Origin of the sequence: Leptobacterium flavescens (genome assembly GCF_010671605.1) — a bacterium.
GTDB classification, from domain to species: Bacteria; Bacteroidota; Bacteroidia; order Flavobacteriales; family Flavobacteriaceae; genus Leptobacterium; species Leptobacterium flavescens.
The window spans coordinates 177,144-201,250 of record NZ_JAABOO010000004.1 but is presented as its reverse complement, the minus strand read 5'-3'; the positions used below and the strand labels follow the sequence as shown (position 1 = coordinate 201,250).

General features: G+C 40.0%; 38 protein-coding genes. All 38 read right to left on the bottom strand.

All coding sequences use genetic code 11. The features are described from left to right. Positions 1 to 128: 128 nt before the first annotated feature. On the bottom strand, positions 129 to 1,085 hold the full coding sequence (rocF, locus tag GWK08_RS17215) for an arginase (protein WP_163608492.1): 957 nt from the start codon (positions 1,083 to 1,085) through the stop codon (positions 129 to 131). A 66-nt stretch (positions 1,086 to 1,151) separates the two neighbouring features. Further along, a complete protein-coding gene (locus GWK08_RS17210; protein ID WP_163608491.1) occupies positions 1,152 to 2,435 on the bottom strand; it encodes a citrate synthase in 1,284 nt (427 codons plus the stop codon). Between the two features lie 229 nt (positions 2,436 to 2,664). Then, positions 2,665 to 3,237 (bottom strand): uracil-DNA glycosylase family protein, encoded by a 573-nt coding sequence (locus GWK08_RS17205; RefSeq protein WP_163608490.1) that lies wholly within the window; start codon positions 3,235 to 3,237, stop codon positions 2,665 to 2,667. Positions 3,238 to 3,377: 140 nt separating this feature from the next. Next, on the bottom strand, positions 3,378 to 3,824 hold the full coding sequence (locus GWK08_RS17200; RefSeq protein ID WP_239524950.1) for a YHS domain-containing (seleno)protein: 447 nt from the start codon (positions 3,822 to 3,824) through the stop codon (positions 3,378 to 3,380). Between the two features lie 52 nt (positions 3,825 to 3,876). Further along, a complete protein-coding gene (locus GWK08_RS17195; protein ID WP_163608488.1) occupies positions 3,877 to 4,224 on the bottom strand; it encodes a hypothetical protein in 348 nt (115 codons plus the stop codon). Positions 4,225 to 4,314: 90 nt separating this feature from the next. Next, a complete protein-coding gene (locus GWK08_RS17190) occupies positions 4,315 to 5,340 on the bottom strand; it encodes a helix-turn-helix domain-containing protein (RefSeq protein WP_163608487.1) in 1,026 nt (341 codons plus the stop codon). 113 nt (positions 5,341 to 5,453) lie between these two features. Further along, positions 5,454 to 6,743, bottom strand: a complete 1,290-nt coding sequence (eno, locus tag GWK08_RS17185; protein WP_163608486.1) for a phosphopyruvate hydratase — start codon at positions 6,741 to 6,743, stop codon at positions 5,454 to 5,456. Between the two features lie 5 nt (positions 6,744 to 6,748). Further along, positions 6,749 to 7,855, bottom strand: coding sequence for a glutamine-hydrolyzing carbamoyl-phosphate synthase small subunit (carA, locus tag GWK08_RS17180; RefSeq protein ID WP_163608485.1), 1,107 nt, complete (start codon positions 7,853 to 7,855; stop codon positions 6,749 to 6,751). 96 nt (positions 7,856 to 7,951) lie between these two features. Continuing rightward, positions 7,952 to 8,464 carry a 50S ribosomal protein L17 gene (rplQ, locus tag GWK08_RS17175; RefSeq protein ID WP_163608484.1) on the bottom strand — a complete coding sequence of 171 codons (513 nt, stop codon included), beginning with the start codon at positions 8,462 to 8,464 and terminating at the stop codon, positions 7,952 to 7,954. A gap of 35 nt (positions 8,465 to 8,499) precedes the next feature. Beyond that, positions 8,500 to 9,492: a DNA-directed RNA polymerase subunit alpha gene (locus GWK08_RS17170; protein WP_163608483.1), complete on the bottom strand. Its 993-nt coding sequence runs from the start codon at positions 9,490 to 9,492 to the stop codon at positions 8,500 to 8,502. A 22-nt stretch (positions 9,493 to 9,514) separates the two neighbouring features. After that, the gene (rpsD, locus tag GWK08_RS17165) at positions 9,515 to 10,120 is read right to left on the bottom strand and encodes a 30S ribosomal protein S4 (RefSeq protein ID WP_163608482.1); all 606 of its coding nucleotides are present in this window, start codon (positions 10,118 to 10,120) and stop codon (positions 9,515 to 9,517) included. Between the two features lie 86 nt (positions 10,121 to 10,206). After that, positions 10,207 to 10,599: a 30S ribosomal protein S11 gene (gene rpsK, locus GWK08_RS17160; RefSeq protein WP_163608481.1), complete on the bottom strand. Its 393-nt coding sequence runs from the start codon at positions 10,597 to 10,599 to the stop codon at positions 10,207 to 10,209. Positions 10,600 to 10,612: 13 nt separating this feature from the next. Continuing rightward, positions 10,613 to 10,987: a 30S ribosomal protein S13 gene (gene rpsM, locus GWK08_RS17155; RefSeq protein ID WP_163608480.1), complete on the bottom strand. Its 375-nt coding sequence runs from the start codon at positions 10,985 to 10,987 to the stop codon at positions 10,613 to 10,615. Positions 10,988 to 10,990: 3 nt separating this feature from the next. Then, positions 10,991 to 11,107: a type B 50S ribosomal protein L36 gene (ykgO, locus tag GWK08_RS17150; RefSeq protein ID WP_074978891.1), complete on the bottom strand. Its 117-nt coding sequence runs from the start codon at positions 11,105 to 11,107 to the stop codon at positions 10,991 to 10,993. Between the two features lie 12 nt (positions 11,108 to 11,119). Next, positions 11,120 to 11,335 (bottom strand): translation initiation factor IF-1, encoded by a 216-nt coding sequence (gene infA, locus GWK08_RS17145; protein ID WP_011710675.1) that lies wholly within the window; start codon positions 11,333 to 11,335, stop codon positions 11,120 to 11,122. 8 nt (positions 11,336 to 11,343) lie between these two features. Next, the gene (secY, locus tag GWK08_RS17140; protein ID WP_163608479.1) at positions 11,344 to 12,690 is read right to left on the bottom strand and encodes a preprotein translocase subunit SecY; all 1,347 of its coding nucleotides are present in this window, start codon (positions 12,688 to 12,690) and stop codon (positions 11,344 to 11,346) included. Positions 12,691 to 12,702: 12 nt separating this feature from the next. Further along, the gene (rplO, locus tag GWK08_RS17135; RefSeq protein ID WP_163608478.1) at positions 12,703 to 13,155 is read right to left on the bottom strand and encodes a 50S ribosomal protein L15; all 453 of its coding nucleotides are present in this window, start codon (positions 13,153 to 13,155) and stop codon (positions 12,703 to 12,705) included. A gap of 10 nt (positions 13,156 to 13,165) precedes the next feature. After that, on the bottom strand, positions 13,166 to 13,345 hold the full coding sequence (rpmD, locus tag GWK08_RS17130) for a 50S ribosomal protein L30 (RefSeq protein ID WP_163608477.1): 180 nt from the start codon (positions 13,343 to 13,345) through the stop codon (positions 13,166 to 13,168). A gap of 16 nt (positions 13,346 to 13,361) precedes the next feature. Then, positions 13,362 to 13,886 carry a 30S ribosomal protein S5 gene (gene rpsE / locus GWK08_RS17125; RefSeq protein ID WP_163608476.1) on the bottom strand — a complete coding sequence of 175 codons (525 nt, stop codon included), beginning with the start codon at positions 13,884 to 13,886 and terminating at the stop codon, positions 13,362 to 13,364. 9 nt (positions 13,887 to 13,895) lie between these two features. After that, positions 13,896 to 14,252 (bottom strand): 50S ribosomal protein L18, encoded by a 357-nt coding sequence (gene rplR / locus GWK08_RS17120; RefSeq protein WP_163608475.1) that lies wholly within the window; start codon positions 14,250 to 14,252, stop codon positions 13,896 to 13,898. A gap of 11 nt (positions 14,253 to 14,263) precedes the next feature. Continuing rightward, complete coding sequence (gene rplF / locus GWK08_RS17115) at positions 14,264 to 14,806, bottom strand: 50S ribosomal protein L6 (protein WP_163608474.1); 543 nt, start codon at positions 14,804 to 14,806, stop codon at positions 14,264 to 14,266. Between the two features lie 18 nt (positions 14,807 to 14,824). Continuing rightward, on the bottom strand, positions 14,825 to 15,223 hold the full coding sequence (rpsH, locus tag GWK08_RS17110; RefSeq protein ID WP_163608473.1) for a 30S ribosomal protein S8: 399 nt from the start codon (positions 15,221 to 15,223) through the stop codon (positions 14,825 to 14,827). Between the two features lie 20 nt (positions 15,224 to 15,243). Continuing rightward, positions 15,244 to 15,513, bottom strand: coding sequence for a 30S ribosomal protein S14 (gene rpsN, locus GWK08_RS17105; protein ID WP_163608472.1), 270 nt, complete (start codon positions 15,511 to 15,513; stop codon positions 15,244 to 15,246). 3 nt (positions 15,514 to 15,516) lie between these two features. After that, on the bottom strand, positions 15,517 to 16,068 hold the full coding sequence (gene rplE / locus GWK08_RS17100; RefSeq protein WP_163608471.1) for a 50S ribosomal protein L5: 552 nt from the start codon (positions 16,066 to 16,068) through the stop codon (positions 15,517 to 15,519). A gap of 2 nt (positions 16,069 to 16,070) precedes the next feature. Next, entirely contained in the window at positions 16,071 to 16,385 is a 315-nt protein-coding gene (gene rplX / locus GWK08_RS17095) for a 50S ribosomal protein L24 (protein WP_163608470.1), read from the bottom strand. A 13-nt stretch (positions 16,386 to 16,398) separates the two neighbouring features. Beyond that, positions 16,399 to 16,767, bottom strand: coding sequence for a 50S ribosomal protein L14 (gene rplN / locus GWK08_RS17090; protein WP_163608469.1), 369 nt, complete (start codon positions 16,765 to 16,767; stop codon positions 16,399 to 16,401). Positions 16,768 to 16,769: 2 nt separating this feature from the next. Then, entirely contained in the window at positions 16,770 to 17,027 is a 258-nt protein-coding gene (gene rpsQ / locus GWK08_RS17085) for a 30S ribosomal protein S17 (protein WP_163608468.1), read from the bottom strand. 16 nt (positions 17,028 to 17,043) lie between these two features. Beyond that, entirely contained in the window at positions 17,044 to 17,235 is a 192-nt protein-coding gene (gene rpmC, locus GWK08_RS17080; RefSeq protein WP_163608467.1) for a 50S ribosomal protein L29, read from the bottom strand. An 11-nt stretch (positions 17,236 to 17,246) separates the two neighbouring features. Beyond that, positions 17,247 to 17,666 (bottom strand): 50S ribosomal protein L16, encoded by a 420-nt coding sequence (rplP, locus tag GWK08_RS17075; protein ID WP_163608466.1) that lies wholly within the window; start codon positions 17,664 to 17,666, stop codon positions 17,247 to 17,249. Between the two features lie 19 nt (positions 17,667 to 17,685). Beyond that, complete coding sequence (gene rpsC / locus GWK08_RS17070; protein WP_163608465.1) at positions 17,686 to 18,411, bottom strand: 30S ribosomal protein S3; 726 nt, start codon at positions 18,409 to 18,411, stop codon at positions 17,686 to 17,688. An 8-nt stretch (positions 18,412 to 18,419) separates the two neighbouring features. Beyond that, positions 18,420 to 18,827 (bottom strand): 50S ribosomal protein L22, encoded by a 408-nt coding sequence (gene rplV, locus GWK08_RS17065; protein WP_163608464.1) that lies wholly within the window; start codon positions 18,825 to 18,827, stop codon positions 18,420 to 18,422. Between the two features lie 7 nt (positions 18,828 to 18,834). Beyond that, positions 18,835 to 19,113: a 30S ribosomal protein S19 gene (gene rpsS, locus GWK08_RS17060; RefSeq protein WP_008992274.1), complete on the bottom strand. Its 279-nt coding sequence runs from the start codon at positions 19,111 to 19,113 to the stop codon at positions 18,835 to 18,837. A 12-nt stretch (positions 19,114 to 19,125) separates the two neighbouring features. Further along, entirely contained in the window at positions 19,126 to 19,950 is an 825-nt protein-coding gene (gene rplB / locus GWK08_RS17055) for a 50S ribosomal protein L2 (protein ID WP_163608463.1), read from the bottom strand. 13 nt (positions 19,951 to 19,963) lie between these two features. After that, entirely contained in the window at positions 19,964 to 20,254 is a 291-nt protein-coding gene (gene rplW / locus GWK08_RS17050; RefSeq protein WP_163608462.1) for a 50S ribosomal protein L23, read from the bottom strand. A gap of 8 nt (positions 20,255 to 20,262) precedes the next feature. Then, positions 20,263 to 20,892, bottom strand: coding sequence for a 50S ribosomal protein L4 (rplD, locus tag GWK08_RS17045; protein ID WP_163608461.1), 630 nt, complete (start codon positions 20,890 to 20,892; stop codon positions 20,263 to 20,265). Then, positions 20,892 to 21,509, bottom strand: coding sequence for a 50S ribosomal protein L3 (gene rplC / locus GWK08_RS17040; protein WP_163608460.1), 618 nt, complete (start codon positions 21,507 to 21,509; stop codon positions 20,892 to 20,894). Before rplC ends, rplD begins: the two co-directional genes overlap by 1 nt. A gap of 139 nt (positions 21,510 to 21,648) precedes the next feature. Beyond that, positions 21,649 to 21,954, bottom strand: coding sequence for a 30S ribosomal protein S10 (gene rpsJ / locus GWK08_RS17035; protein ID WP_007094989.1), 306 nt, complete (start codon positions 21,952 to 21,954; stop codon positions 21,649 to 21,651). A gap of 11 nt (positions 21,955 to 21,965) precedes the next feature. Then, entirely contained in the window at positions 21,966 to 24,092 is a 2,127-nt protein-coding gene (fusA, locus tag GWK08_RS17030; protein WP_163608459.1) for an elongation factor G, read from the bottom strand. Between the last annotated feature and the right edge of the window lie 15 nt (positions 24,093 to 24,107).

The window sequence follows — 24,107 nt, the reverse complement described above, 5'->3', positions numbered from 1 at the left end:
TAATTTACGATTTTAGATTCGCGGTTTCAGATTTGCTTATGACAAAAGTTAAAGACGGAAGGGTTTATTCTAAGCCGGAACGGATAGTCGTATAACAAAAAACTCCTGAATTCTCAGGAGTTTTTTGATCAGATATTTTTTTCGAGGGTTTTGGTCACTGCATCGAGGACCTCAAAGGCCGTTTCAGCCATTTTGTTCCCTTTGGTATCCAGGAGGGGATTTACTTCCACAAACTCCAGGCAGGCTACCTTTTTTGTTTCTATAAGGCGATTAATGATCTCAATAACCTCATACTGGTCAAATCCTTTCGGAACAGGAGTACCGGTCCCGTAAGAGATCAGATCGCAGTCCATACTGTCCACATCAAAAGAAACATAAATAATATCGCAGACAGATAGTCTTTCGATCGCTTCGTTAACGCAAGCTTCCAGGCCGCGATAGCGAATTTCGTTTACCATATAATTGCGGATGCCCAGCTTTTCTATTTGCTTGTCCTCCGGCTCTTCCGTATCCCTGACTCCGAAGAAAACAAGGTCGTCGGCTTGAATTTTGGCTGAAGAATGCCCGATATTCTTCATGGCATTCCAGTATTTTTCCGTCTCCCCGATCACCTCATTTATCTGGCAATCCAGGTTATCGTCATCCAGAGCTGCTGCCAAAGGCATTCCGTGAATATTTCCCGAAGGGGATGTGTAAGGTGAATGCAGATCGGCATGGGCATCTATCCATACCACTCCAAGGCGTTTATCCGGATAGGCGGCTTTGATACCGCTTATAGATCCCAGGCCTGATGAATGATCTCCGGAAAGCACCAGGGGAAAATGATCTTCTTCCAGGTTTCGTTTTACACTGTCTGCCAGCCTTGAACATTGATAAAAAACATGCTCTATCCTTTTGGCAAAGGAATTATTCACCTTGTTATAGATAGATTCGTTTTCGGTCTTTACATCTTCAAAATCAAATCGGTTAAAGTAATCGTTCTTACCATTAATAGCGGCAATCTCGATCGCATCGATCCCCATGTCGGAACCGCGTGTTCCCGCTCCTATATCGGATCTGTTCTTAACAATCTTGATGGTACTCATTAAATAGGTTATTTATAAAAAAACCCCATAGAGTAACTATGAGGTTATTGTTTGTTCTTTTATGTATTACCTTTTGTTCAGGTCTTTAAAAGGTCTCAGGTTCTCTCCAACATATATTTGTCTCGGACGACCGATAGGCTCGTTTCTCAAGCGCATTTCTCTCCACTGGGCAATCCATCCGGGAAGGCGTCCTAATGCAAACATCACTGTAAACATTTCGGTTGGGATACCTAATGCCCTGTAGATGATCCCTGAGTAGAAATCTACATTCGGATACAGTTTTCTATCTACAAAGTACTGATCTTCCAATGCTTCTTTTTCAAGTCCCTTAGCAATATCCAATATCGGATCTACTACACCAAGATCTCCCAGAACCTCATCGGCAGCTTTCTTAATGATCTTTGCTCTTGGGTCGAAATTCTTATATACACGGTGTCCGAATCCCATTAAACGGAAAGGATCGTTCTTATCTTTCGCCTTGGCCATATACTTTTTAGTATCTCCTCCATCTTCCTTGATACCTTCCAGCATTTCAATTACCGCTTGATTAGCACCTCCGTGCAGCGGTCCCCAAAGTGCAGATATCCCTGCAGAAAGTGATGCAAATAAACCTGCATGTGAAGAACCTACTATACGTACCGTAGAGGTAGAACAGTTCTGCTCATGATCTGCATGCAGTATCAGTAACTGATCCAATGCATTAACCACAATATCGTTCTGAACATATTCCTGGTTTGGTTTCTTGAACATCATTTTCAGGATGTTCTCTACATATCCTAAATTGTTATCTCCGTAATCCAAAGGTAATCCCTCTTTCTTACGCATTGCCCATGCCACCAATACCGGAAACTTAGCCATGATCTTAACAATGGCATTGTACATCTCTTCTTCAGAGCTTACATTTACCGAGGTTGGGTTAAATGCAATAAGAGCACTGGTCAATGAAGAAAGAACCCCCATCGGGTGAGCTGTCTTAGGAAATCCGTCCAGGATCTTCTTTACATCCTCATCTACATGAGATTTACTCTTAATATCGTTATCGAACTTCTCTAATTGTTCTTTGGATGGTAATTCTCCGAAGATAAGCAAATAGGCTACTTCCAGGAAGTCTGCTTTTTCGGCAAGATCTTCAATAGAGTATCCTCTATATCTCAATATTCCTTTTTCTCCGTCGAGGAACGTAATACCACTCTCACAAGATCCGGTGTTTTTATATCCGGGATCAATGGTAATCATTCCAGAGGCTCCGCGTAAGGTTTTTACATCGATAGCCAATTCATCTTCTGTTCCTTTTATTACCGGGAATTCGAACTTCTTCCCATTATATTCTAATGACGCTTTGTCTGACATATTTGTGTGATTTATTTCGGTTTTTGTGAGTTCAGCGAAAATACGAAATTTAGTGTTAAGATTAAATTTATAAGGCCTCGTTTTTTAGTACATTCTCAACATTCTTCGCTAAAACTTCACAAAACTTTTGGTTTAACTTTTACATTGGTCGGTCTCAAAATTTTAACATTACGAAACGTCCCTAAATTATTAGGCATTAAACAACCGATTTTGCTCTTTTAAAGCTACTTCAGGAAAGGATATTACTTACCTTTTTTTCCAGGACGTCAAGCACTTCTCTTTCGAACCATTCATTCTTTTTCATCCATATCTGATTTCTGGGTGAGGGATGCGGAAGTGGGATATAATGTGGTAAATAATCTTCAAAGGACCGGACGGTTTCGGTAAGGGTCCTTTTAGACTTTTCTCCCAGATAATACTTCTGAGCGTATTGCCCGATCAGGATAACCAATTTCACGTCTTTAAGCCGGTCAAGGAGGCTCTTATGCCATAAAGGGGCACATTCGGGCCTGGGAGGCAGATCTCCCGATTTTCCCTTTCCGGGATAACAGAATCCCATGGGGATGAGTGCAAATTTATGAGCATCGTAGAAATCTTCATCGGAAACTCCCAGCCATTGCCTCAGACGGCGTCCGCTGGGATCATCCCACGGCACCCCGGTCTGGTGTACCTTAGAACCCGGAGCCTGTCCTATAATGACGATTTTGGAGTCTTCTTCTACAGAAACTATGGGCCGAACCCCGTTTACCAGCTGTTTTTCACAAACGGTACAGTTCCTGATCGATTCAAGCAATTCTTTCATTTCTTTGGTTTTAGTATTCAAATTTATACAATTGCAGCAAAGGGCAACCGTAAACGGCCGCCCTTATCCACTCAGCATGAACAAAAACATTAAAATTATTTTGTTCTATCGGATCGGGTTTAATTCCCTGACAATTAAACTTATTTAGTCTTTAACGTCTTCCAGTTCTTGTCAGCTTTAGCAATCGTCTGATTGGCATTGCTATCCTTGAATAATTGTAGTGCATCAACCTCAACATCATTTAGGAAAAGGTATAATTTGTTGTTGTGAACTACGAATTTGTTAGGATCTACTCTGAATTTTCCTCCTACAGATACACCGAATGCACAGTATCCTCCGTATTGTGGTACATATTTAGTTGGATTTGCATCAAACTTTTTCTTTTGATCCTTACTTGTAAAGTAGTACTTGGCTCCCTGGTATTCACTCTTGAATTCTTTAAGTCCTCTCTGAGCTAATCCCATATCTAAATAAGAAACCGGACTGTACCCCTGTAAAGCAATTTTAGTGTCATCGAGGTTCTGACTCTGAGCAGCCATGTTTAAGGTCATAAATAAAGCTGCTACAATTCCTACAAACTTTTTCATTGTTTTCATTTTTTACTTTTAAATTTTTAATTTTAAATAACTAATTTTTGATTTATAACAGGAAGTAAGATTCGTTAACTACCTTATCGCCTTCCCATTCTCTTTTGATGATCTCGTTCCATAGAACTTTGCTTCCATCCTTCATATCGAAATCGAAAGTGTATTCGCTCATGGTAACATTCTCACCTACGGCCTGATTGTGAAGGGTAATACCGTTTACATTGGCAATACCTCCCAGAAACTGGTCCATTTTGTCAAGCATTTCTGCTTTTGAGTTTGTTATAGCTCCGTTGTGATCTTTACTCTTTGCACAGGCATCAAAAAACTGCTCAACGGCTTGTGGGATCTGACCTTGCTGAACAAGGCTATCCATTGCTATTAAATTTTCCTTTAAGTTCATCTTTCTTGTTTTTAGTATTAATTACAATGCAAAGATGGGGCATCATGAAGAGGTGATGCCTACAAAAAACGGACAATGAATTGTAGAATATTACAGGCTAAATGCCGAGGGGACTTTCCCTGTGTGTTTCTTGAGGAAAGCAGAGAAATGATGGGCTTCTTCAAATCCAAGCTCAAAGGCGGCATCCTTAATACCGACCGTTTCCTTAAGGAGATATTGAGCCTCCAGGACCAATTTATCCACGATGATTTTCTTGGGAGTTTTCTTGTATTCTTTCTGGAGTTTACGCGAGAGCGTCTTTTCTGAAATGTTTAATTTATCGGCGTAAAAATGCACGGAGTGCTCCTGCCTGTAATGTACCTCCAGCAGTTCCAGGAAATCTTTCAGTACAATATCTTCCTTACGGTAATCATAGGATTCTCTGAAGTTATTGGGGCTTACTGTGGTATGCTTCCTGAAAAAGTGATTAAAATGAGAAGGGTCGTTAAAACCGAGGTCGTACCCGATCTCCTTAATAGATTTACTGCTAAAAATAAGCTCTCTCTGCGATTCGAGGAATACTCTTTTCTTTACCCAGTGAGAAAGGGTGTAATTAAGTGTTTTTTTCAATACCCTATTCAGTTTCCTCGGATCCATATCCAGGTAGCCTGTCATTTCTGAAATAGCGGTATGCAGCCTGAATTTATCATCAATAATGTCTTTGGTATCGAAAAGAATGTTTAAACGGTCTTCAGAGCTTCCGAACGGGTTCTGGGATAACCAGCGAACCACCATGTCCTCTAAAAACTCCTGAATGTCTTCCTGTATGTGCTTATACTTAAAGAAGGTTTCCAGGTAAAGGGAATTGAGCGGGTCTACACTAATATGCCCTGCTGCAACCAGGTGCTTAAACAGGTACCTGAACCTGTTGTTATTTGCAATATGTTCTTTTTCTATGGAAATCGTTTCCACCTCTATCTCGCCGTTCAGGATCTTAAAATACTGACCGGGTTCTATAAAAAGAATAATACCGGAAGAGAATACGTAATCACGGAAGTCTATCTGATAGGATCCCCATCCGCTTTTAAGCCAAATTATCTTGAAGTTGGAGGTTGGAATTAATTCTTTGAACGACATATTGGCTGGTTTCAATACCCTTTAGTCGCAAGGCGGAAAGCAACATTACAATTATATAACAAAAAAAGGCCCTTAAGTTAATTAAGGGCCTTTTACTATATAAAAAAATGATTTTAGCTCACTTTAAAGGCTTTATCCTGAGGATAATAAGCCACACTTCCCAATTCTTCCTCAATGCGAAGTAATTGATTGTATTTGGCCATCCTGTCCGATCTGGAAGCAGAACCGGTCTTTATCTGTCCCGTATTAAGGGCTACAGCAAGATCGGCAATGGTGTTATCTTCGGTCTCTCCGGAACGGTGAGACATTACGGAAGTATAACCTGCATTATGTGCCATGTTCACAGCTGCGATCGTTTCGGTAAGGGTTCCAATCTGATTTACCTTGATAAGAATAGAATTGGCAGTACCGTTGTCGATACCCCTGGATAAACGCTCTACGTTGGTTACAAAAAGATCATCACCAACCAGCTGCACCTTGTCTCCTACTTTCTCGGTTAGGATCTTCCATCCTTCCCAGTCGTTCTCATCCATTCCGTCTTCGATAGAGATGATCGGGTAGTTTGCACATAACTCTGCCAGGTAAGCTGCCTGTTCTTCAGATGTCCTTACTGCTCCTTTATCTCCTTCAAATTTGGTGTAATCGTACTTTCCATCCACATAAAACTCTGCAGAAGCACAATCGAGTGCGATCATTACTTCATCGCCCGGAGTATATCCGGCATTGGCAATCGCTTTAAGAATGGTATCGAGTGCATCTTCGGTACCATCGAGGGTCGGTGCAAATCCACCTTCATCACCAACCGCCGTACTAAGATTACGATCGTGTAATACTTTTTTAAGGTGATGGAATATCTCGGTTCCCATTTGCATGGCATGGGTAAAGTTTTTTGCTTTTACCGGCATAACCATAAACTCCTGGAAAGCGATCGGTGCATCGGAATGCGAACCTCCGTTAATGATATTCATCATAGGAACCGGCAGGGTATTGGCGCTAACACCTCCAACATATCTGTACAGAGGGATCATTAATTCGTTAGCGGCGGCTTTGGCGGCAGCCAGGGAAACCCCTAAAATGGCGTTAGCTCCTAATTTTGACTTATTGGGTGTCCCGTCAAGATCGATCATCATCTGATCTATCATATTCTGTTCGAATACGGATACTCCCAACAATTCTTCTGCAATGATCTGATTAACATTCTCTACAGCTTTGGAAACTCCTTTTCCCATATAGGATGCGCCTCCGTCACGAAGTTCTACCGCTTCGTGCTCTCCTGTAGATGCTCCCGAAGGAACCGCTGCGCGTCCCAGCGTTCCGGTTTCGGTAATCACATCAACTTCTACTGTTGGATTTCCTCTGGAATCCAGAATTTGTCGTGCATGTACGTTTACAATAATACTCATAATATTTATTTATGTTTCGCTATGTTTTCTATAAACTGATCAAATAAATAAGACGCATCATGTGGCCCGGGACTTGCTTCGGGGTGGTATTGTACCGAGAAGCAATTCTTGTTCTTCATTTGTATTCCGGCCACTGTGTCATCATTTAAATGAAGGTGAGTGATCTCTACCTCCGGGTGCGCTTCGGTCTCTTCTCTGTTTATTGCAAAACCGTGGTTCTGAGAAGTGATCTCTCCCTTCCCGGTAAGCATGTTCTTTACGGGGTGGTTTATTCCCCTGTGCCCGTTGTGCATCTTATAGGTAGATATTCCGTTAGCCAATGCTATAACCTGATGCCCCAGGCAGATCCCGAAGAGGGGTTTATTGTCTGCAATTACCTTTTTAGCAACTTCCTGAGCATCTTTCAAAGGTTCCGGATCGCCGGGACCATTAGAGAGGAAGAAACCGTCAGGGTTCCAGGCGCTCATTTCCTCATAGGATGCATTATAAGGGAAGACCTTGATATAGGCATCTCTTTTAGCAAGGTTTCTGAGGATATTTTTTTTGATCCCTATGTCGAGGGCTGCTATTTTATGGCTTGCGTTCTCATTTCCGAAGAAATAAGGTTCTTTGGTAGATACTCGAGAAGCCAGCTCCAGTCCGTTCATATCGGGCACCTGAGCCAGTTTTTCCTTTAGTTCGTCTATTTTATCTACTTCTGTAGAGATCACGGCATTCATTGCCCCGTTATCACGAATGTAGCTAACCAATGCTCTGGTATCTACATCTGAGATGGCGAAAAGATCGTTCTTTTCAAAAAATGTCTCCAGAGAATCGTCTGCTGCAGGTCTTGAATGCTCGTAGCTGAAATTTTTACATACCAGGCCGGCAATTTTAACCGAATCTGATTCCATTTCTTCCTCATTTACCCCGTAGTTCCCGATATGGGCATTTGTCGTAACCATGATCTGCCCGAAATAGGAAGGGTCTGTAAAGATCTCCTGATAACCGGTCATTCCGGTGTTAAAACATACTTCACCAAAGGCACTTCCGTCTTTGCCAACTGCCTTTCCGTGAAAAATTGTTCCGTCTGCTAAAAGGATTAAAGCTTTCTTGCGTGTCTGATACTTCATCGAAGGTAATCGTTATTTAAAAAGTTTAACAAAATAACATAAAAAAAAGGATAAACTAAAACGTTTATCCTTTTGGTATGTAATGAAATCTGATCATTAATTTTCGTCTGTTGAAGCTTCTTTATCATCTGCTTTCGGAGCCTCCGCTTTCGGGGCTTCGGTTGCCGGTGCTTCTGCGGTAGCTTCAGCTTTTTTAGTTCTACCTCTACGAGTAGATTTCTTCTTGGCAGGTTTGGCTGCGTTATAAGTTTCGTTGTAATCAACCAACTCGATAAGTGCCATATCTGCGTTATCTCCAAGACGGTTACCAAGTTTAATGATCCTTGTGTATCCTCCGGGACGATCTCCAACTTTAACAGCTACTTCCCTGAAAAGTTCGGTAACTGCGTATTTGTTTCTCAAGTAACTGAAAACCACTCTTCGGTTATGAGTAGAATCTTCTTTAGATTTAGTTACTAACGGCTCTACAAACTGCTTTAATGCTTTTGCTTTAGCTACTGTTGTATTTATGCGCTTATGCTCGATCAGGGAGCACGCCATATTAGCCAACATCGCTTTGCGGTGTGCAGTCTTTCTTCCTAAGTGATTAAATTTCTTTCCGTGTCTCATTGTTACATTCTTTTAGACAAGAGCAATCAACTTGCTTAGTCTTTATCTAATTTATATTTTGAAAGATCCATTCCGAAATTCAATCCTTTAACGTTTACTAGTTCTTCAAGCTCAGTTAAAGATTTCTTTCCGAAATTACGGAACTTCATTAAGTCGTTTTTATTAAAAGATACAAGATCTCCTAAAGTATCTACTTCTGCAGCCTTTAAACAGTTTAACGCACGAACAGAAAGATCCATATCTACGAGCTTAGTCTTAAGCAACTGTCTCATATGTAGTGATTCTTCGTCGTAAGTCTCTGTTTGAGCAATCTCATCTGCCTCTAAAGTAATTCTCTCATCGGAGAATAACATAAAGTGGTGGATAAGTGTCTTAGCAGCTTCCGTCAAGGCATCTTTAGGATGGATAGAACCGTCTGTTACGATCTCGAAAACTAGTTTTTCGTAATCGGTCTTCTGCTCTACACGGAAGTTCTCAATGCTGTATTTTACATTTTTGATAGGTGTAAAAATAGCATCTGTAGCAATTGTTCCTAGAGGAGCATTAGATTTCTTATTCTCTTCAGCCGGAACATATCCTCTACCCTTCTCGATAGTGATCTCCATGTTGATGCTCACACCAGCTTCCATGTTGCAGATCACCAAATCGGGATTCAACACCTGGAAACCAGATATAAACTTCTGAAAATCGCCGGCAGTTAATTGTTCTTTACCGGTAACCGAGATTGATACAGTTTCGTTATCAATATCTTCTATTTGTCTTTTAAAACGAGCCTGCTTTAAGTTAAGGATCATTTCAGTAACGTCTTCAACCACTCCTGGGATTGTAGAGAACTCGTGCTCTACTTTATCAATCCTCACAGAGGTAATTGCAAAACCTTCCAATGAAGACAGAAGGACTCTTCGCAAAGCGTTACCAACGGTCAATCCGTATCCAGGTTCCAAAGGGCGAAATTCGAATTTCCCTTCGAAATCTGAAGAATCGATCATTATAACTTTATCGGGCTTTTGAAAATTAAATATTGCCATAGTATGACTGCTGTCTGGTTTATTATTTAGAGTATAACTCGACGATTAATTGTTCTTTTATATTCTCAGGAATCTGTATTCTTTCGGGAATACTTACAAATGTTCCTTCTTTCTTATCTGCATTCCAACTAATCCACTCATAAACAGCGCTGTTTGCTGCCAATGAATTTTCTATTACCTCTAAAGATTTAGATTTTTCCCTAACTCCTACTACATCGCCAACTTTAAGAGAATATGATGGAATGTTAACAATATTACCATTAACGGTAATATGACGGTGCGATACCAACTGACGCGCTCCTCTTCTCGAATTCGAAATTCCCATTCTGTAAACCACATTGTCCAGACGTGACTCACATAACTGTAAAAGAACTTCACCGGTAACTCCCTTGCTACGGTTGGCTTTTTCAAAAATATTTCTAAATTGACGTTCCAGAATACCGTAAGTGTATTTAGCTTTCTGCTTCTCCATTAGCTGGACCGCGTATTCTGATTTTTTACCTCTTCTTCGGTTGTTTCCGTGCTGTCCCGGAGGATAATTTCTTTTTTCAAAAGATTTATCATCTCCAAAAATAGCTTCCCCGAATTTACGAGCGATTTTTGTTTTTGGACCTCTGTATCTTGCCATGTTTTTAAAAAATTAAATAGGGTTGATCATGAATTAAGGCTATCCTTCGATAATCGTATTAACCCTGTTTTTAAACAAATAAATAATTAAACTCTTCTTCTTTTTGGTGGACGACATCCATTATGTGGTAATGGAGTAACATCTATAATCTCTGTAACCTCTATTCCTGCATTGTGAATAGTTCTGATTGCAGATTCTCTTCCGTTACCTGGACCTTTAACATATACCTTTACCTTTCTCAATCCGGCCTCCTGAGCTACCTTAGCAGCATCTTCGGCTGCCATCTGAGCAGCATAAGGTGTGTTTTTCTTAGATCCTCTGAATCCCATTTTACCGGCAGATGACCAAGAAATAACATCTCCTTTTTTGTTTGTAAGGGAGATAATGATGTTATTAAAAGTCGCGGAAACATGAGCTTCACCAACAGATTCAACTACAACTTTACGTTTCTTAGAAGTTTTTGTATTTGACTTTGCCATATTACGCTACTTATTATTTAGTTGCTTTTTTCTTGTTAGCAACCGTTTTCCTTTTACCTTTTCTAGTTCTAGAGTTATTCTTGGTCTTCTGACCTCTTAGCGGAAGTCCGCTTCTGTGACGAATACCTCTGTAGCATCCTATGTCCATTAAACGCTTGATGTTTAACTGAACTTCAGAACGCAATTCACCTTCTATTGTATAAGAAGAGACCGCATCTCGGATACGACCTATTTCGTCGTCATTCCAATCAGATACTTTAGTATCTTCACTAACTTGAGCTTTCTGTAAAATTTCTTGAGCTCTGCTTCTACCAATTCCGTAAATATAGGTTAATGAAATAACCCCTCTTTTTTGCTTTGGTATATCTACTCCTGCGATTCTTGCCATAACTTACCCTTGTCTTTGTTTAAATCTAGGATTCTTTTTATTGATTACGTATAATCTCCCCTTACGACGCACAATTTTGCACTCGGGACTTCTCTTTTTTAGTGATGCTCTTACTTTCATCTAACTATATCTTTAATATCTATATGTAATTCTAGCTTTAGTAAGGTCGTAGGGACTCATTTCAAGTTTTACCTTATCCCCGGGAAGTAATTTAATATAATGCATACGCATCTTCCCTGAGATATGAGCCGTAACTACATGACCATTCTCTAATTCTACTCTGAACATTGCATTAGACAATGCTTCAATAATGGTTCCGTCTTGTTCTATTGCTGCTTGTTTTGCCATATCGAAATTTATGCAACTACTTTTCTGTTTTTACCAGTTTTCATTAAACCATCATAATGTCTGTTCAACAAGTATGAGTTAACCTGTTGCATTGTATCGATGGCAACCCCAACCATAATCAGAAGCGAAGTTCCTCCGTAAAACAATGCCCATCCCTGCTGGATCCCTACAATCTTAACCACGACAGCAGGTAGAACCGCTATAAGGGCCAGGAATACAGATCCCGGGAATGTAATTAAGGACATGATTTTATCAAGGTAATCTGAGGTTTCCTTTCCTGGTCTGATACCGGGAATAAAGCCACCGCTTCTTTTAAGATCGTCTGCCATTTTATTGGTCGGTACTGTAATTGCCGTATAGAAATATGTAAATACAATGATCAGTAAGGCAAATACAATATTATACCACAGTCCGAAAATATCACCGAAGGCAGCCTGAACAGACTTTGCCGTTTCAGAATCAGACAAGCTGGCCAATGCACTTGGTACAAACATGATAGCCTGTGCAAAGATGATTGGCATTACTCCCGAAGCATTAAGCTTTAGAGGAATATATTGTCTGGATCCGAAAACATTCTTTTCATAGCCTCCGGAAGCTGTTCTTCTTGCGTATTGTACCGGGATCTGACGTGTAGCCATTACCAGCATTACAGAAGCAAGAATTACAACAAACCATATAATTACTTCAATTAATATCAGCATCAAACCACCGTTGTTCTCAGATACCCTTGAAACGAATTCCTGGATAAATGACAATGGCATTTGAGCTATGATACCTACCATGATGAGCAGTGAAATACCATTACCGATTCCTTTATCGGTAATCTTTTCACCCAACCACATAGCAAAGATAGTTCCGGTAACAAGGATGATGACAGAAGGAATAATAAAGTCCAGACCTTTTCCTAAAAGGAAAGCGCTGTCCGGCACTCCTAAAGCTCCCAAACCGTAAAGATAAGCAGGTGCCTGAACAACACAGATAGCAATGGTTAGCCATCTGGTGATCTGGTTAATGGTTCTCCTACCACTTTCACCTTCTTTCTGTAGTTTCTGAAGATAAGGAATTGCTATTCCCATAAGCTGAACAACAATAGATGCAGAGATATAAGGCATGATCCCTAATGCAAAAACAGAGGCATTTGCAAATGCTCCTCCTGTAAAGGCGTTAAGTATTCCTAATAATCCTCCTCCATCGGTTCTGCTTGTCAATTCTGCCAATTGTACCGAATCAATACCAGGAAGCACGACATGGGCACCGAAACGGTACACCAATAACAAACCTAAAGTAACAATGATCCTGTTCTTAAGTTCGTCGATCTTCCAAATATTGCTAAGTGTTTCAAAAAATTTCTTCATGGTGTTTTTTAATTATAAAGTTACCGCTTCACCACCGGCCGCTTCAATAGCTGCTTTAGCGCTAGCAGTAAATTTATGAACAGATACTTTTAGTTTAGCTTTTAATTCTCCGCCTCCTAAAATTTTAACTAGTTCTGTTCTTTTAGCAAGTCGGTTATTCACTAAAGTATCAAGATCAACTGTATCTGTAATGATACCGTTATCTACCATCTCTTGTAATTTTCCAAGATTGATCCCAACATATTCCTTACGGTTAATATTCTTGAAACCGAATTTAGGAACACGTCTCTGAAGTGGCATCTGACCACCTTCGAAACCGATCTTTTTAGAGTAACCAGAGCGTGATTTAGCTCCTTTGTGACCTCTTGTAGCAGTGCCACCTTTACCGGAACCTTGTCCTCTACCGACTCTTTTACCGTCTTTATGAACTGAACCTTCTGCTGGTTGTAAGTTACTTAAATTCATAATATTGTTATTAAGCTTCTTCTACAGAAACTAAGTGTTTAACTTTATTTACCATACCAAGGATTACAGGTGTAGCATCATGTTCTACCACATGACCTATCCTTCTAAGCCCAAGTGCCTCTAAGGTTCTCTTCTGATCCTGAGGACGCTTAATATTGCTTCGTACTTGTGTAACTTTAATCTTTCCCATTGTTTATCCTTGTGATTTATCCTTTAAAAACTTTTTCTAAAGAGATACCTCTCTGAGCTGCAATAGTTCTGGCATCACGTAGTCTTAATAAAGCATCGAAAGTTGCTTTAACAACATTGTGAGGGTTAGACGAACCTTGCGATTTAGAAAGTACATCGTGTACACCAACGGCTTCCAATACCGCCCTTACAGCACCACCGGCAATTACCCCGGTACCGTGAGAAGCAGGCTGCAAATATACTCTTGCTCCACCGTATTTACCTTTTTGTTCGTGAGGTAAAGTAGCTTTGTTAAGAGGAATTCGAACCAGGTTCTTTTTTGCATCTTCAACAGCCTTGGCGATAGCATCTGCAACTTCTTTAGATTTTCCTAAACCGTGACCCACTACACCATTTTCATCACCTACTACCACGATTGCAGAAAAACCGAATGCTCTACCTCCTTTAGTAACTTTAGTAACTCTTTGAACACCAACCAATCTATCTTTTAATTCAAGACCGCTTGGCTTCACTAGTTCTACGTTTTTATAATTTTGATACATAATAATTTCTTAGAATTTAAGTCCGCCTTCTCTGGCTCCTTCAGCTAATGATTTTACTCTTCCGTGATACAGATATCCACCTCTATCGAAAGAGATAGTTTCCACACCGGCCTTTAAAGCTTTCTCTGCGATAGCTTTCCCAACAAGGGCAGCTATTTCAGATTTAGTACCTTTAGACTCGCTTATTTCTTTATCTCTGGATGAAGCAGATACTAAAGTAACACCTTTTGTATCATCCACAATCTGAGCATAGATCTCTTTATTACTTCTGAAAATCGCTAATCTAGGTCTTTCAGTCGTTCCAGAAATCACTTTTCTGATTCTGCTCTTTATTCGTTGTCTTCTTTCAGTCTTTGATAATGCCATTTTGCTAATTATTAAGCTGATTTACCTGCTTTTCTTCTTAATTGTTCACCCACAAACTTAACTCCTTTACCTTTGTAAGGTTCAGGTTTACGGAAAGAGCGAATCTTCGCTGCTACGTGACCAACTAATTGTTTATCGTGTGAGGTTAGTTTAACTATTGGGTTTTTACCTTTTACAGATATAGTTTCCACTTTTATCTCAGGAGCCAACTCAAAAACGATGTTGTGAGAGAATCCTAGGGCCAAATCTAATTTTTGTCCCTGGTTGCTAGCTCTGTAACCAACACCTACTAACTCTAATTCTTTAGTAAAACCAGAAGAAACACCTTCAACCATATTGTTTAACAAAGCTCTGTATAAACCATGACTAGCCCTCTGAGGCTTGGAATCGTCAGATCTTTCCAATATTAATTGTCCGTCCTCCTGTTTAACCGTAATGCCTTTCACCTCCTGAGACAACTCACCTAATTTACCTTTTACAGTAACGATGTCGTTCTCTACGGTGATTGTAACACCTTCCGGAATACTTATTGGACTTTTACCTATTCTTGACATTTTCTTTGTCTTTAATTTTTAGTAAACGTAACATAAAACTTCACCACCTACATTTTCCTGCTTCGCCTGCTTGCTTGTCATTACTCCGTGAGAAGTAGAGACAATAGCTATTCCCAGACCGTTTAACACTCTAGGCAGCTCAGTAGAACCAGCATACTTACGTAGACCAGGCTTACTTACTCTATGTATTTTTCTAATAATCGGTTCTTTGGTAAGCTTATCGTATTTCAAAGCTATTTTAATAGAACCCTGCACCGAATTATCTTCGAATTTATAACTTAGGATATACCCCTGATCGAATAAGATCTTGGTAATTTCCTTTTTTAGTTTAGAAGCCGGTATCTCAACCACTCTGTGTCCAGCACTACTGGCATTTCTAATTCTCGTTAAATAATCTGCTATAGGATCTGTATACATCTTATTATCCTTTTAAACTTTTACCAACTTGCTTTTTTAACTCCCGGAATTAATCCCTGGTTAGCCATTTCTCTGAACGTAACACGAGAAATTCCGAATGTACGCATATACCCTTTAGGTCTTCCTGTTAGCTTACAACGGTTGTGTAAACGTACCGGAGAAGAGTTCTTTGGAAGTTTCTGTAGTGCTTCATAATCGCCAGCTTCTTTTAAAGCTTTACGCTTAGCAGCATACTTAGCAACCAATTTTTGTCTCTTAACCTCGCGGGCTTTCATTGATTCTTTAGCCATACTTTAATTCTTTTTAAAAGGTAATCCTAGTTCGCTTAATAATGATTTTGCTTCCTTATCGGTAGGAGCCGAAGTAACAAATGTAATATCCATTCCGGAGATCTTGTTTACCTTATCGATATCGATCTCAGGAAAGATGATCTGCTCTGTTACTCCAAGGTTATAATTCCCTCTCCCGTCAAAACCAGTAGCTCTGATTCCTTGAAAATCCCTAACTCGTGGTAAGGCAGAAGTAATTAATCTATCTAAAAACTCATACATTCTCTCACCTCTTAGGGTAACTTTAGCCCCGATCGGCATTCCTTTACGAAGTTTAAAACTCGCAACGTCCTTTTTAGATATTGTAGAAACTGCTTTCTGACCTGATATTTTAGTTAACTCATCAACAGCATAGTCGATTAGTTTTTTATCGGCAACTGCAGCACCAACTCCACGGCTAATAACAATCTTCTCAAGTTTCGGAACCTGCATAATGTTGTCGTATCCGAACTCTTCTCTAAGGGCAGCGATAATTCTATCTCTGTACTCCTGTTTTAATCTTGGTATATAAGCCATAATTATATTACTTCTTTAGACTTCTTAGAGATTCTCACTTTCTTTCCATCTCTCTCTTCATACCCAACCTTGGTAGCTTCGCTAGACTTAGGATCTATTAAAGCAAGGTTTGAAATATGAATAGGAGCTTCTTTCTCAACGATCCCTCCCTGAGGATTCTTAGCACTTGGTTTCTCATGTTTTGAAACCATGTTGATACCCTCAACGATCGCTTTATTCTTTTCACGATCTACTTTAAGAATCTTACCTTCCGACCCTTTGTGGTCTCCAGCAATCACTCTTACCGTATCTCCTGATTTTATCTTTAGCTTTATCATCTTAATACATGTATTAAAGCACCTCAGGTGCTAATGATACAATTTTCATAAATTGCTTATCTCGAAGTTCTCTGGCAACAGGACCGAAAACACGAGTTCCTCTCATTTCGCCCGTAGGGTTTAACAATACACATGCATTGTCATCGAAACGGATATAAGAACCGTCTGGTCTTCTTACCTCTTTTTTGGTACGAACAACTACTGCTGTAGATACCTGCCCCTTTTTTACGTTTCCGTTAGGAGTGGCATCTTTTACGGTAACGACAATTTTGTCACCAACAGAAGCATATCTTCTTTTTGTACCACCTAAAACACGTATGGTCAAAACTTCTTTTGCCCCGGTGTTATCTGCTACTTTTAATCTAGATTCTTGTTGTACCATAATTACTTCGCTCTTTCAATGATTTCAACTAATCTCCAACATTTGGTTCTACTTAAAGGACGAGTTTCCATAATCCTTACGGTATCTCCAATGTTACAATCGTTCTTTTCGTCGTGTGCAACATATTTCTTTGTTTTCAACACGAACTTACCGTACATAGGGTGCTTTACACGTTTAACTTCAGAAACCACGATAGATTTCTGCATTTTATTACTGGTAACTACCCCTACTCTTTCTTTTCTTAAATTTCTTTTTTCCATCTTAAGCAGAATCGAATTATTGTAATTCTCTTTTAGTTAGCTCTGTGGCCACTCTGGCTACCGTTCTTCTTACTTGTCTCAGTTGAAGTGGATTCTCAAGAGGTGTCACACTGTGAGCCATTTTTAAATCTGCATAACTCTTTTTGAGTTCACCAAGCTTTTCTTGTAGCTCAGCAGTAGATAATTCTATAATTTCTGACTGTCTCATATTTGTACAAATTAAGCTGCAAAATCTCTTGCTACAACAAACTTAGTTTTTACAGGAAGTTTTTGAGCTGCAAGACGTAATGCTTCTTTAGCAACATCTAGCGGCACACCACCAACCTCAAACATAATTCTGCCTGGTTTTACTACGGCTGCCCAATATTCTGGTGCACCCTTACCTTTACCCATACGTACTTCTAAAGGCTTTTTGGTGATCGGTTTATCCGGGAAAATCTTTATCCATAGCTGCCCTTCCCTTTTCATATAACGGGTTGCTGCAACACGAGCCGCCTCAATCTGGCGTGCTGTTATGAATGAAGAATCCAAAGATTTGATACCAAACATACCGTTTGAAAGCTGGTTCCCTCTTTGAGAGTTCCCTTTCATACGGCCTTTTTGCATTTTACGATATTTGGTTCTTTTTGGCTGTAACATTTTTCTTTACTTTAAAAAATTACTTTCTACGACGAGCTTTTCTCGCACCTCCTGATGCATTACCGGTATTGGATTTTCCCTGCTTTTTGGACATACCTACTAGCGGAGAAAGTTCTCTTTTCCCGTAAACCTCGCCTTTCATGATCCACACTTTAACTCCTAATCTACCATAAGTAGTATGAGCTTCGTGAAGTGCATAATCAATATCAGCCCTAAAGGTTGATAGCGGAATTCGACCATCCTTGTAAGACTCAGAACGCGCCATCTCCGCTCCGTTCAAACGTCCGGAGATCTGCACCTTAATACCTTCTGCGTTCATTCTCATAGCAGCTGCAATAGCCATTTTAATAGCACGTCTGTATGAAATTCTGCTTTCAATCTGACGAGCAATACTTGCCGCTACCAAATTCGCATCCAGCTCTGGTCTTTTAATTTCAAAGATATTGATCTGAACTTCCTTATCAGTAATTTTCTTAAGCTCTTCTTTTAGCTTGTCTACCTCCTGACCGCCTTTACCAATAATGATACCAGGACGGGCTGTGGTGATAGTAACGGTTACAAGCTTTAAGGTTCGCTCGATAATTACTCTAGAAACACTAGCTTTAGCTAGACGAACGTAAACATATTTTCTGATCTTATCGTCTTCGGCTAATTTATCGCCGTAATCGTTGCCTCCGTACCAGTTAGACTCCCATCCTCTGATAATACCAAGGCGATTTCCGATTGGATTTGTTTTCTGTCCCATTCTCTATCTTAGCTTTGTGTGTTATTATTAGTTCCCAACACCAATGTAACATGGTTGGAACGTTTTCTAATTCTATGCGCTCTACCCTGAGGAGCCGGACGAAGTCTTTTAAGCATAGTACCTCCGTCTACTCTGATCTCTTTTACAAAAAGATCTGCATCCTCAATGCTAGCATCCTCGTTCTTAGCCTGCCAGTTAGCGATAGCCGATAACAACAGTTTCTCAAGACGACGAGATGCCTCCTTTTGATTGAACTTTAAAATAGCAAGCGCCTTCTCTACTTTCTCTCCTCTTACTAAATCCGCAACTAGACGCATTTTTCTCGGAGATGTAGGGCAGTTATTCAACTTTGCAAATGCTAAACTCTTTTTAGCTTCTTTTATTTGCTCTGCTCTTTCTCTTTTACGAACTCCCATGGCTTACTTATTTTTTTCCTTTATTTTTTGCACCAGCGTGACCTCTAAAAGATCTTGTCGGTGAAAATTCTCCTAGTTTATGCCCTACCATGTTCTCTGTAACATATACAGGAACAAACTGGCGTCCATTATGAACAGCAATCGTCTGACCTACAAAATCAGGAGTGATCATAGATGCTCTTGACCAGGTCTTGATAACTGATTTCTTACCAGACTCAACATTTTGCTGAACCTTTTTCTCTAAACTATAATGAACGTATGGTCCTTTTTTTAGTGAACGTGCCATCTTTAATTTCTTTTATTTCTTTCTACGTTCTACGATATACTTATTACTTGCTTTTGTTTTAGAACGTGTTCTAAAACCTTTAGCAGGTATTCCATTCTTAGATCTTGGGTGACCTCCAGAAGCTCTACCTTCTCCACCACCCATCGGATGATCAACAGGGTTCATTGCTACTGGTCTTGTTCTTGGTCTTCTACCCAACCATCTACTTCTACCTGCTTTACCTGAAACTAACAACTGATGATCTGAGTTAGATACAGCTCCTACAGTTGCATAACAACCTGTAAGTACTAATCTGGTCTCACCAGAAGGAAGTTTAATGGTAGCATATTTACCGTCTCTCGCCATTAACTGAGCAAACGCTCCGGCACTACGAGCCATAACAGCTCCCTGACCCGGGCGTAACTCTATACAAGAAATAATTGTACCTAATGGAATATCACTTAAAGGCATTGCATTTCCGATCTCCGGTGCTACATTAGAACCAGAAACCAGTTTTTGCCCAACCTGAAGACCATTTTGAGCAATAATATACCTTTTCTCACCGTCTGTATATTTCAACAAAGCGATGAATGCAGTTCTGTTCGGATCGTACTGGATCGACTCTACAGTAGCGTCTACCCCAACTTTATTTCTCTTAAAGTCTATGATACGATACTTTCTTTTATGACCACCACCTCTATGGCGCATAGTCATTTTACCTTGACTGTTTCTACCTCCCGACTTTTTTAACGGAGCAAGCAAGCTTTTCTCCGGCTTATCAGTAGTAATCGCGTCAAATCCGTTTACTACTCTAAAACGCTGTGCAGGAGTGATTGGTTTTAATTTTCTAACTGACATTTTTTGTCTCTACTTATATATTACTATAAAAATCAATAGTATCTCCTTCAGCCACCTGAACAATTGCTTTCTTAAAAGCATTTGTTTTTCCGTGCTGGATTCCTGCCTTCGTATAACGAGTTCTTCTCTTAGGACCGTAGTTCATTGTGCGAACCTTATCCACAGTAACTCCGTAAGCAGACTCTATTGCATCTTTAATCTCCAATTTGTTTGCATTAGAGTCTACAATGAAACCATAGCGGTTGTTCAACTCGCTATCAGCTGTCACTTTTTCCGTAATAATAGGTTTTATTAACACACTCATCTGGTTTCTTATTTACTTAAGTTCGACTCTATTCCTTCTAAAGAACCTTCAAGAAGCACAATATTGTTTGCGTTTAATATTTTGTAAGTGCTTAATTCTGAGTTAGTTACAACTTCAGAGCTCTTTAAATTGCGTGACGACAAATATACATTATTATTTGAATCGCCCAACACAAACAAAGACTTTTTGCTCTCTAACCCTAAAGCCTTCAAAATATTAGTAAAATCTTTTGTTCTCGGAGCTTCCAGATTGAAATCCTCAACAACCAAAATTGATTGCTCTTTTGCCTTAATACTTAGGGCAGATTTACGAGCTAATCTCTTAAGGTTTTTGTTTAGTTTTTGAGAGTAACTTCTCGGTCTTGGACCAAAAATTCTACCTCCACCAACAAACAAAGGATTCTTAATACTTCCCGCTCTTGCAGTTCCTGTTCCTTTTTGCTTTTTAATCTTGCGTGTACTTCCTGCAATTTCTGCTCTCTCTTTAGACTTGTGCGTTCCCTGTCTCTGATTTGCCAGGTATTGCTTAACATCTAAATACACAGCATGATTATTAGGCTCTATAGCGAAAACATCGTCAGAAAGGTTCACCTTTCTTCCTGTTTCTTTTCCTTTAATATCTAATACTGCTACTTCCATTACTTCTGAATGATTACATAAGCGTTCTTGTGTCCCGGAACACATCCTTTAACAACTAAAAGATTCTTCTCAGGAACTACCTTCAACACTCTTAAGTTTTGAACTGTTACTCTTTCTGCTCCCATTCTACCAGCCATTCGCATTCCCTTGAATACTCTTGAAGGGTAAGACGATGCTCCAATAGATCCAGGTGCTCTTAAACGGTTGTGCTGACCGTGGGTCGCCTGACCTACACCACCAAAACCGTGTCTTTTTACAACACCCTGGAAACCTTTACCTTTTGATGTACCTGATACATCAACAAATTCTCCTTCTTCGAAGTGATCTACCGAAATAGTATCACCCAGTTTGTAATCTCCTTCAAACCCTTGGAATTCAACAACTTTCTTCTTAGGAGAAACACCTGCTTTCTTAAAATGACCTGCTTCGGCCTTTATTGCACGTTTTTCTGCCTTGTCATCGAAACCAAGCTGAAGGGCCTCATACCCGTCAACCTCACTGGTTCTGACTTGGGTAACTACGCATGGCCCAGCTTCAATAACGGTACAAGGGATATTCTTCCCGTTCTCGTCGAAGATGCTGGTCATACCGATCTTTTTTCCAATTAACCCAGACATAATTATTATTATTTATTTACTTATTTATTAAAAAAACAGGGTCAAAATACTTCAACCCTGAATGTATTTTTTCCGTTTTTCCCTCGCGAAACGCTCAGGACATGTTATCGGAAAGGCCTGCTTCCCGACATTAAAATCATCACACTTTGATCTCTACTTCAACTCCACTTGGCAATTCAAGCTTCATTAAAGCGTCGATAGTCTTAGAAGACGAGCTGTAGATATCGAGTAATCTTTTATAAGAACTCAACTGAAACTGCTCTCTTGACTTCTTGTTCACGTGAGGAGAACGCAAAACAGTAAAGATCTTTTTGTGTGTTGGTAACGGGATTGGCCCGGTAACAACAGCTCCTGTAGTTTTTACAGTTTTTACAATCTTCTCAGCAGACTTATCTACTAAATTGTGATCGTATGATTTTAGTTTTATTCTGATTTTTTGACTCATTTTCCTAAAATTTAAGCGGTTACTCCTTTTGCAGCTTTCACAACTTCTTCGGCAATATTCGAAGGAGTTTCAGCGTAGTGAGAAAATTCCATAGTAGAAGTTGCTCTACCGGAAGACAATGTTCTTAATGAAGTAACATATCCAAACATTTCCGATAACGGCACTTCTGCCTTGATTACTTTAGACCCTGCTCTGTCGTCCATGTTGTTTACTTGTCCACGACGACGGTTAAGGTCACCTACAATATCTCCCATGTTTTCTTCAGGAGTAAGCACTTCTAATTTCATGATAGGCTCCATCAATACGGCACGGGCAGCTTTAGCAGCACCTTTGTACCCTAGTTTGGCAGCCAGTTCGAAAGAAAGTGAATCCGAATCCACCGCGTGGAAAGATCCATCCTTCAACGTAACCTTCATACTATCCATCTCGAATCCGGCTAAAGGACCATTCTTCATAGCCTCTTTAAATCCTTTTTCTACAGATGGGATATATTCTTTAGGAATATTACCTCCTTTAATCTCATTAACAAACTCTAAACCAGACTTACCTTCTTCAGCAGGTTCCATAGTAAATACGATATCCGCAAATTTACCACGTCCACCAGACTGCTTCTTGTACACCTCTCTGTGATCTGCCTTGGCAGTAATAGCTTCTTTGTACTCTACCTGAGGCTGTCCCTGGTTTACATCAACCTTAAATTCTCTCTTAAGACGGTCAACGATAATATCTAAGTGAAGCTCACCCATACCAGAAATAATAGTCTGTCCTGAAGCCTCATCAGTTTTTACCTGGAATGTCGGATCTTCTTCTGCAAGTTTAGCCAACGCCATTCCTAACTTATCTACATCAGCCTTGGTTTTTGGCTCTACCGCGATACCGATTACAGGATCAGGGAACACCATACTTTCAAGAACGATCGGTGATTTCTCATCAGAAAGAGTATCACCCGTCTTGATATCTTTAAAACCAACAGCAGCACCTATATCTCCAGCTTCGATATACTCAATAGCATTCTGCTTGTTTGAGTGCATCTGATAGATACGGGAAATACGCTCTCTCTTACCGGAACGGTTGTTCAACACATAAGAACCAGCATCCAGTCTACCTGAATACGCTCTAAAGAAAGCCAGACGACCTACGAAAGGATCTGTAGCGATCTTAAATGCTAAAGCTGAGAAAGGCTCACTTACATCAGGCTTACGAGAGATCTCTTCTTCAGTATTAGGATCAGTACCTACGATCGCCTCCTTATCTGTTGGAGAAGGAAGGTATCTACATACTGCATCTAAAAGGAACTGAACTCCTTTGTTCTTAAATGAAGAACCACATACCATAGGAATGATACTCATATCCATTACCGCAGCTCTAAGCGCAGCGTGGATCTCATCCTCAGTAATAGAGTTCTCATCCTCGAAGAACTTCTCCATTAAAGCTTCATCATATTCAGCAACAGCTTCAATTAATGCAGCTCTGTATTCTTTAACTTCGTCTACCATTTCCGCAGGAATATCCACTACGTCAAAAGTTGCTCCGAAGTTTTCTTCATGCCATACAATTGCACGGTTTTTAACCAGGTCAACGATTCCTTTAAAATCTGCTTCATCACCGATAGGTAAAACGATAGGCACTGCGTTAGAACCTAACATTTCTTTTACCTGCTTACATACATTAAGGAAGTTAGACCCCTGACGGTCCATTTTGTTTACAAATCCCATACGAGGAACCTTGTAGTTGTCTGCCAATCTCCAGTTGGTTTCAGACTGAGGCTCTACTCCGTCAACAGCACTAAATAAAAAAACCAATCCATCAAGTACTCTTAAAGATCGGTTTACTTCCACTGTAAAGTCAACGTGACCGGGGGTATCAATAATGTTAAAGTGATATCCCTTGGCATCTGCTGTAGGTTTCCCGTTTTCAGTTGGGAAATTCCATGTACATGTAGTTGCCGCAGATGTAATGGTAATACCACGCTCCTGCTCCTGCTCCATCCAGTCCATAGTAGCAGCACCGTCGTGTACCTCACCAATTTTGTGACTTACACCTGTATAAAAAAGTATACGCTCCGTAGTTGTTGTTTTACCAGCATCAATGTGAGCAGCAATACCTATATTTCTTGTATATTTTAAATCTCTTCCCATTTTTATACTATAACA

Coding starts and splice junctions, on each gene's coding strand:
- rpsJ (WP_007094989.1), bottom strand. CDS start 21,954: ATGAGTCAAAAAATCAGAATAAAACTAAAATCATACGATCACAATTTA.
- rplR (WP_163608475.1), bottom strand. CDS start 14,252: ATGGCATTATCAAAGACTGAAAGAAGACAACGAATAAAGAGCAGAATC.
- infA (WP_011710675.1), bottom strand. CDS start 11,335: ATGGCAAAACAAGCAGCAATAGAACAAGACGGAACCATTATTGAAGCA.
- rpsN (WP_163608472.1), bottom strand. CDS start 15,513: ATGGCTAAAGAATCAATGAAAGCCCGCGAGGTTAAGAGACAAAAATTG.
- rplN (WP_163608469.1), bottom strand. CDS start 16,767: ATGGTACAACAAGAATCTAGATTAAAAGTAGCAGATAACACCGGGGCA.
- rplP (WP_163608466.1), bottom strand. CDS start 17,666: ATGTTACAGCCAAAAAGAACCAAATATCGTAAAATGCAAAAAGGCCGT.
- rplQ (WP_163608484.1), bottom strand. CDS start 8,464: ATGAGACACGGAAAGAAATTTAATCACTTAGGAAGAAAGACTGCACAC.
- rplC (WP_163608460.1), bottom strand. CDS start 21,509: ATGTCTGGGTTAATTGGAAAAAAGATCGGTATGACCAGCATCTTCGAC.
- rpsC (WP_163608465.1), bottom strand. CDS start 18,411: ATGGGACAGAAAACAAATCCAATCGGAAATCGCCTTGGTATTATCAGA.
- rplX (WP_163608470.1), bottom strand. CDS start 16,385: ATGATAAAGCTAAAGATAAAATCAGGAGATACGGTAAGAGTGATTGCT.
- rpsS (WP_008992274.1), bottom strand. CDS start 19,113: ATGGCACGTTCACTAAAAAAAGGACCATACGTTCATTATAGTTTAGAG.
- rpsQ (WP_163608468.1), bottom strand. CDS start 17,027: ATGGAAAAAAGAAATTTAAGAAAAGAAAGAGTAGGGGTAGTTACCAGT.
- ykgO (WP_074978891.1), bottom strand. CDS start 11,107: ATGAAAGTAAGAGCATCACTAAAAAAGAGAAGTCCCGAGTGCAAAATT.
- rplE (WP_163608471.1), bottom strand. CDS start 16,068: ATGGCTTATATACCAAGATTAAAACAGGAGTACAGAGATAGAATTATC.
- rpsK (WP_163608481.1), bottom strand. CDS start 10,599: ATGGCAAAGTCAAATACAAAAACTTCTAAGAAACGTAAAGTTGTAGTT.
- rpmD (WP_163608477.1), bottom strand. CDS start 13,345: ATGGGAAAGATTAAAGTTACACAAGTACGAAGCAATATTAAGCGTCCT.
- rpsH (WP_163608473.1), bottom strand. CDS start 15,223: ATGTATACAGATCCTATAGCAGATTATTTAACGAGAATTAGAAATGCC.
- eno (WP_163608486.1), bottom strand. CDS start 6,743: ATGAGTATTATTGTAAACGTACATGCACGACAAATTCTGGATTCCAGA.
- rplD (WP_163608461.1), bottom strand. CDS start 20,892: ATGGAAGTAGCAGTATTAGATATTAAAGGAAAAGAAACAGGAAGAAAG.
- rpsM (WP_163608480.1), bottom strand. CDS start 10,987: ATGGCAAGAATCGCAGGAGTAGATATACCAAAGCAAAAAAGAGGGGTT.
- secY (WP_163608479.1), bottom strand. CDS start 12,690: ATGAAGAAATTTTTTGAAACACTTAGCAATATTTGGAAGATCGACGAA.
- GWK08_RS17170 (WP_163608483.1), bottom strand. CDS start 9,492: ATGGCAATATTTAATTTTCAAAAGCCCGATAAAGTTATAATGATCGAT.
- rpmC (WP_163608467.1), bottom strand. CDS start 17,235: ATGAGACAGTCAGAAATTATAGAATTATCTACTGCTGAGCTACAAGAA.
- GWK08_RS17190 (WP_163608487.1), bottom strand. CDS start 5,340: ATGTCGTTCAAAGAATTAATTCCAACCTCCAACTTCAAGATAATTTGG.
- rpsD (WP_163608482.1), bottom strand. CDS start 10,120: ATGGCAAGATACAGAGGTCCAAAAACAAAAATCGCTCGTAAATTCGGG.
- fusA (WP_163608459.1), bottom strand. CDS start 24,092: ATGGGAAGAGATTTAAAATATACAAGAAATATAGGTATTGCTGCTCAC.
- rpsE (WP_163608476.1), bottom strand. CDS start 13,886: ATGTATCAAAATTATAAAAACGTAGAACTAGTGAAGCCAAGCGGTCTT.
- rplV (WP_163608464.1), bottom strand. CDS start 18,827: ATGGGAGTTCGTAAAAGAGAAAGAGCAGAGCAAATAAAAGAAGCTAAA.
- rplB (WP_163608463.1), bottom strand. CDS start 19,950: ATGTCAGTTAGAAAATTAAAACCAATCACTCCTGCACAGCGTTTTAGA.
- rplO (WP_163608478.1), bottom strand. CDS start 13,155: ATGAATTTAAGTAACTTACAACCAGCAGAAGGTTCAGTTCATAAAGAC.
- GWK08_RS17205 (WP_163608490.1), bottom strand. CDS start 3,237: ATGAAAGAATTGCTTGAATCGATCAGGAACTGTACCGTTTGTGAAAAA.
- rocF (WP_163608492.1), bottom strand. CDS start 1,085: ATGAGTACCATCAAGATTGTTAAGAACAGATCCGATATAGGAGCGGGA.
- GWK08_RS17200 (WP_239524950.1), bottom strand. CDS start 3,824: ATGAAAAAGTTTGTAGGAATTGTAGCAGCTTTATTTATGACCTTAAAC.
- rplW (WP_163608462.1), bottom strand. CDS start 20,254: ATGAGTGTGTTAATAAAACCTATTATTACGGAAAAAGTGACAGCTGAT.
- carA (WP_163608485.1), bottom strand. CDS start 7,855: ATGAAGTATCAGACACGCAAGAAAGCTTTAATCCTTTTAGCAGACGGA.
- GWK08_RS17210 (WP_163608491.1), bottom strand. CDS start 2,435: ATGTCAGACAAAGCGTCATTAGAATATAATGGGAAGAAGTTCGAATTC.
- rplF (WP_163608474.1), bottom strand. CDS start 14,806: ATGTCAAGAATAGGTAAAAGTCCAATAAGTATTCCGGAAGGTGTTACA.
- GWK08_RS17195 (WP_163608488.1), bottom strand. CDS start 4,224: ATGAACTTAAAGGAAAATTTAATAGCAATGGATAGCCTTGTTCAGCAA.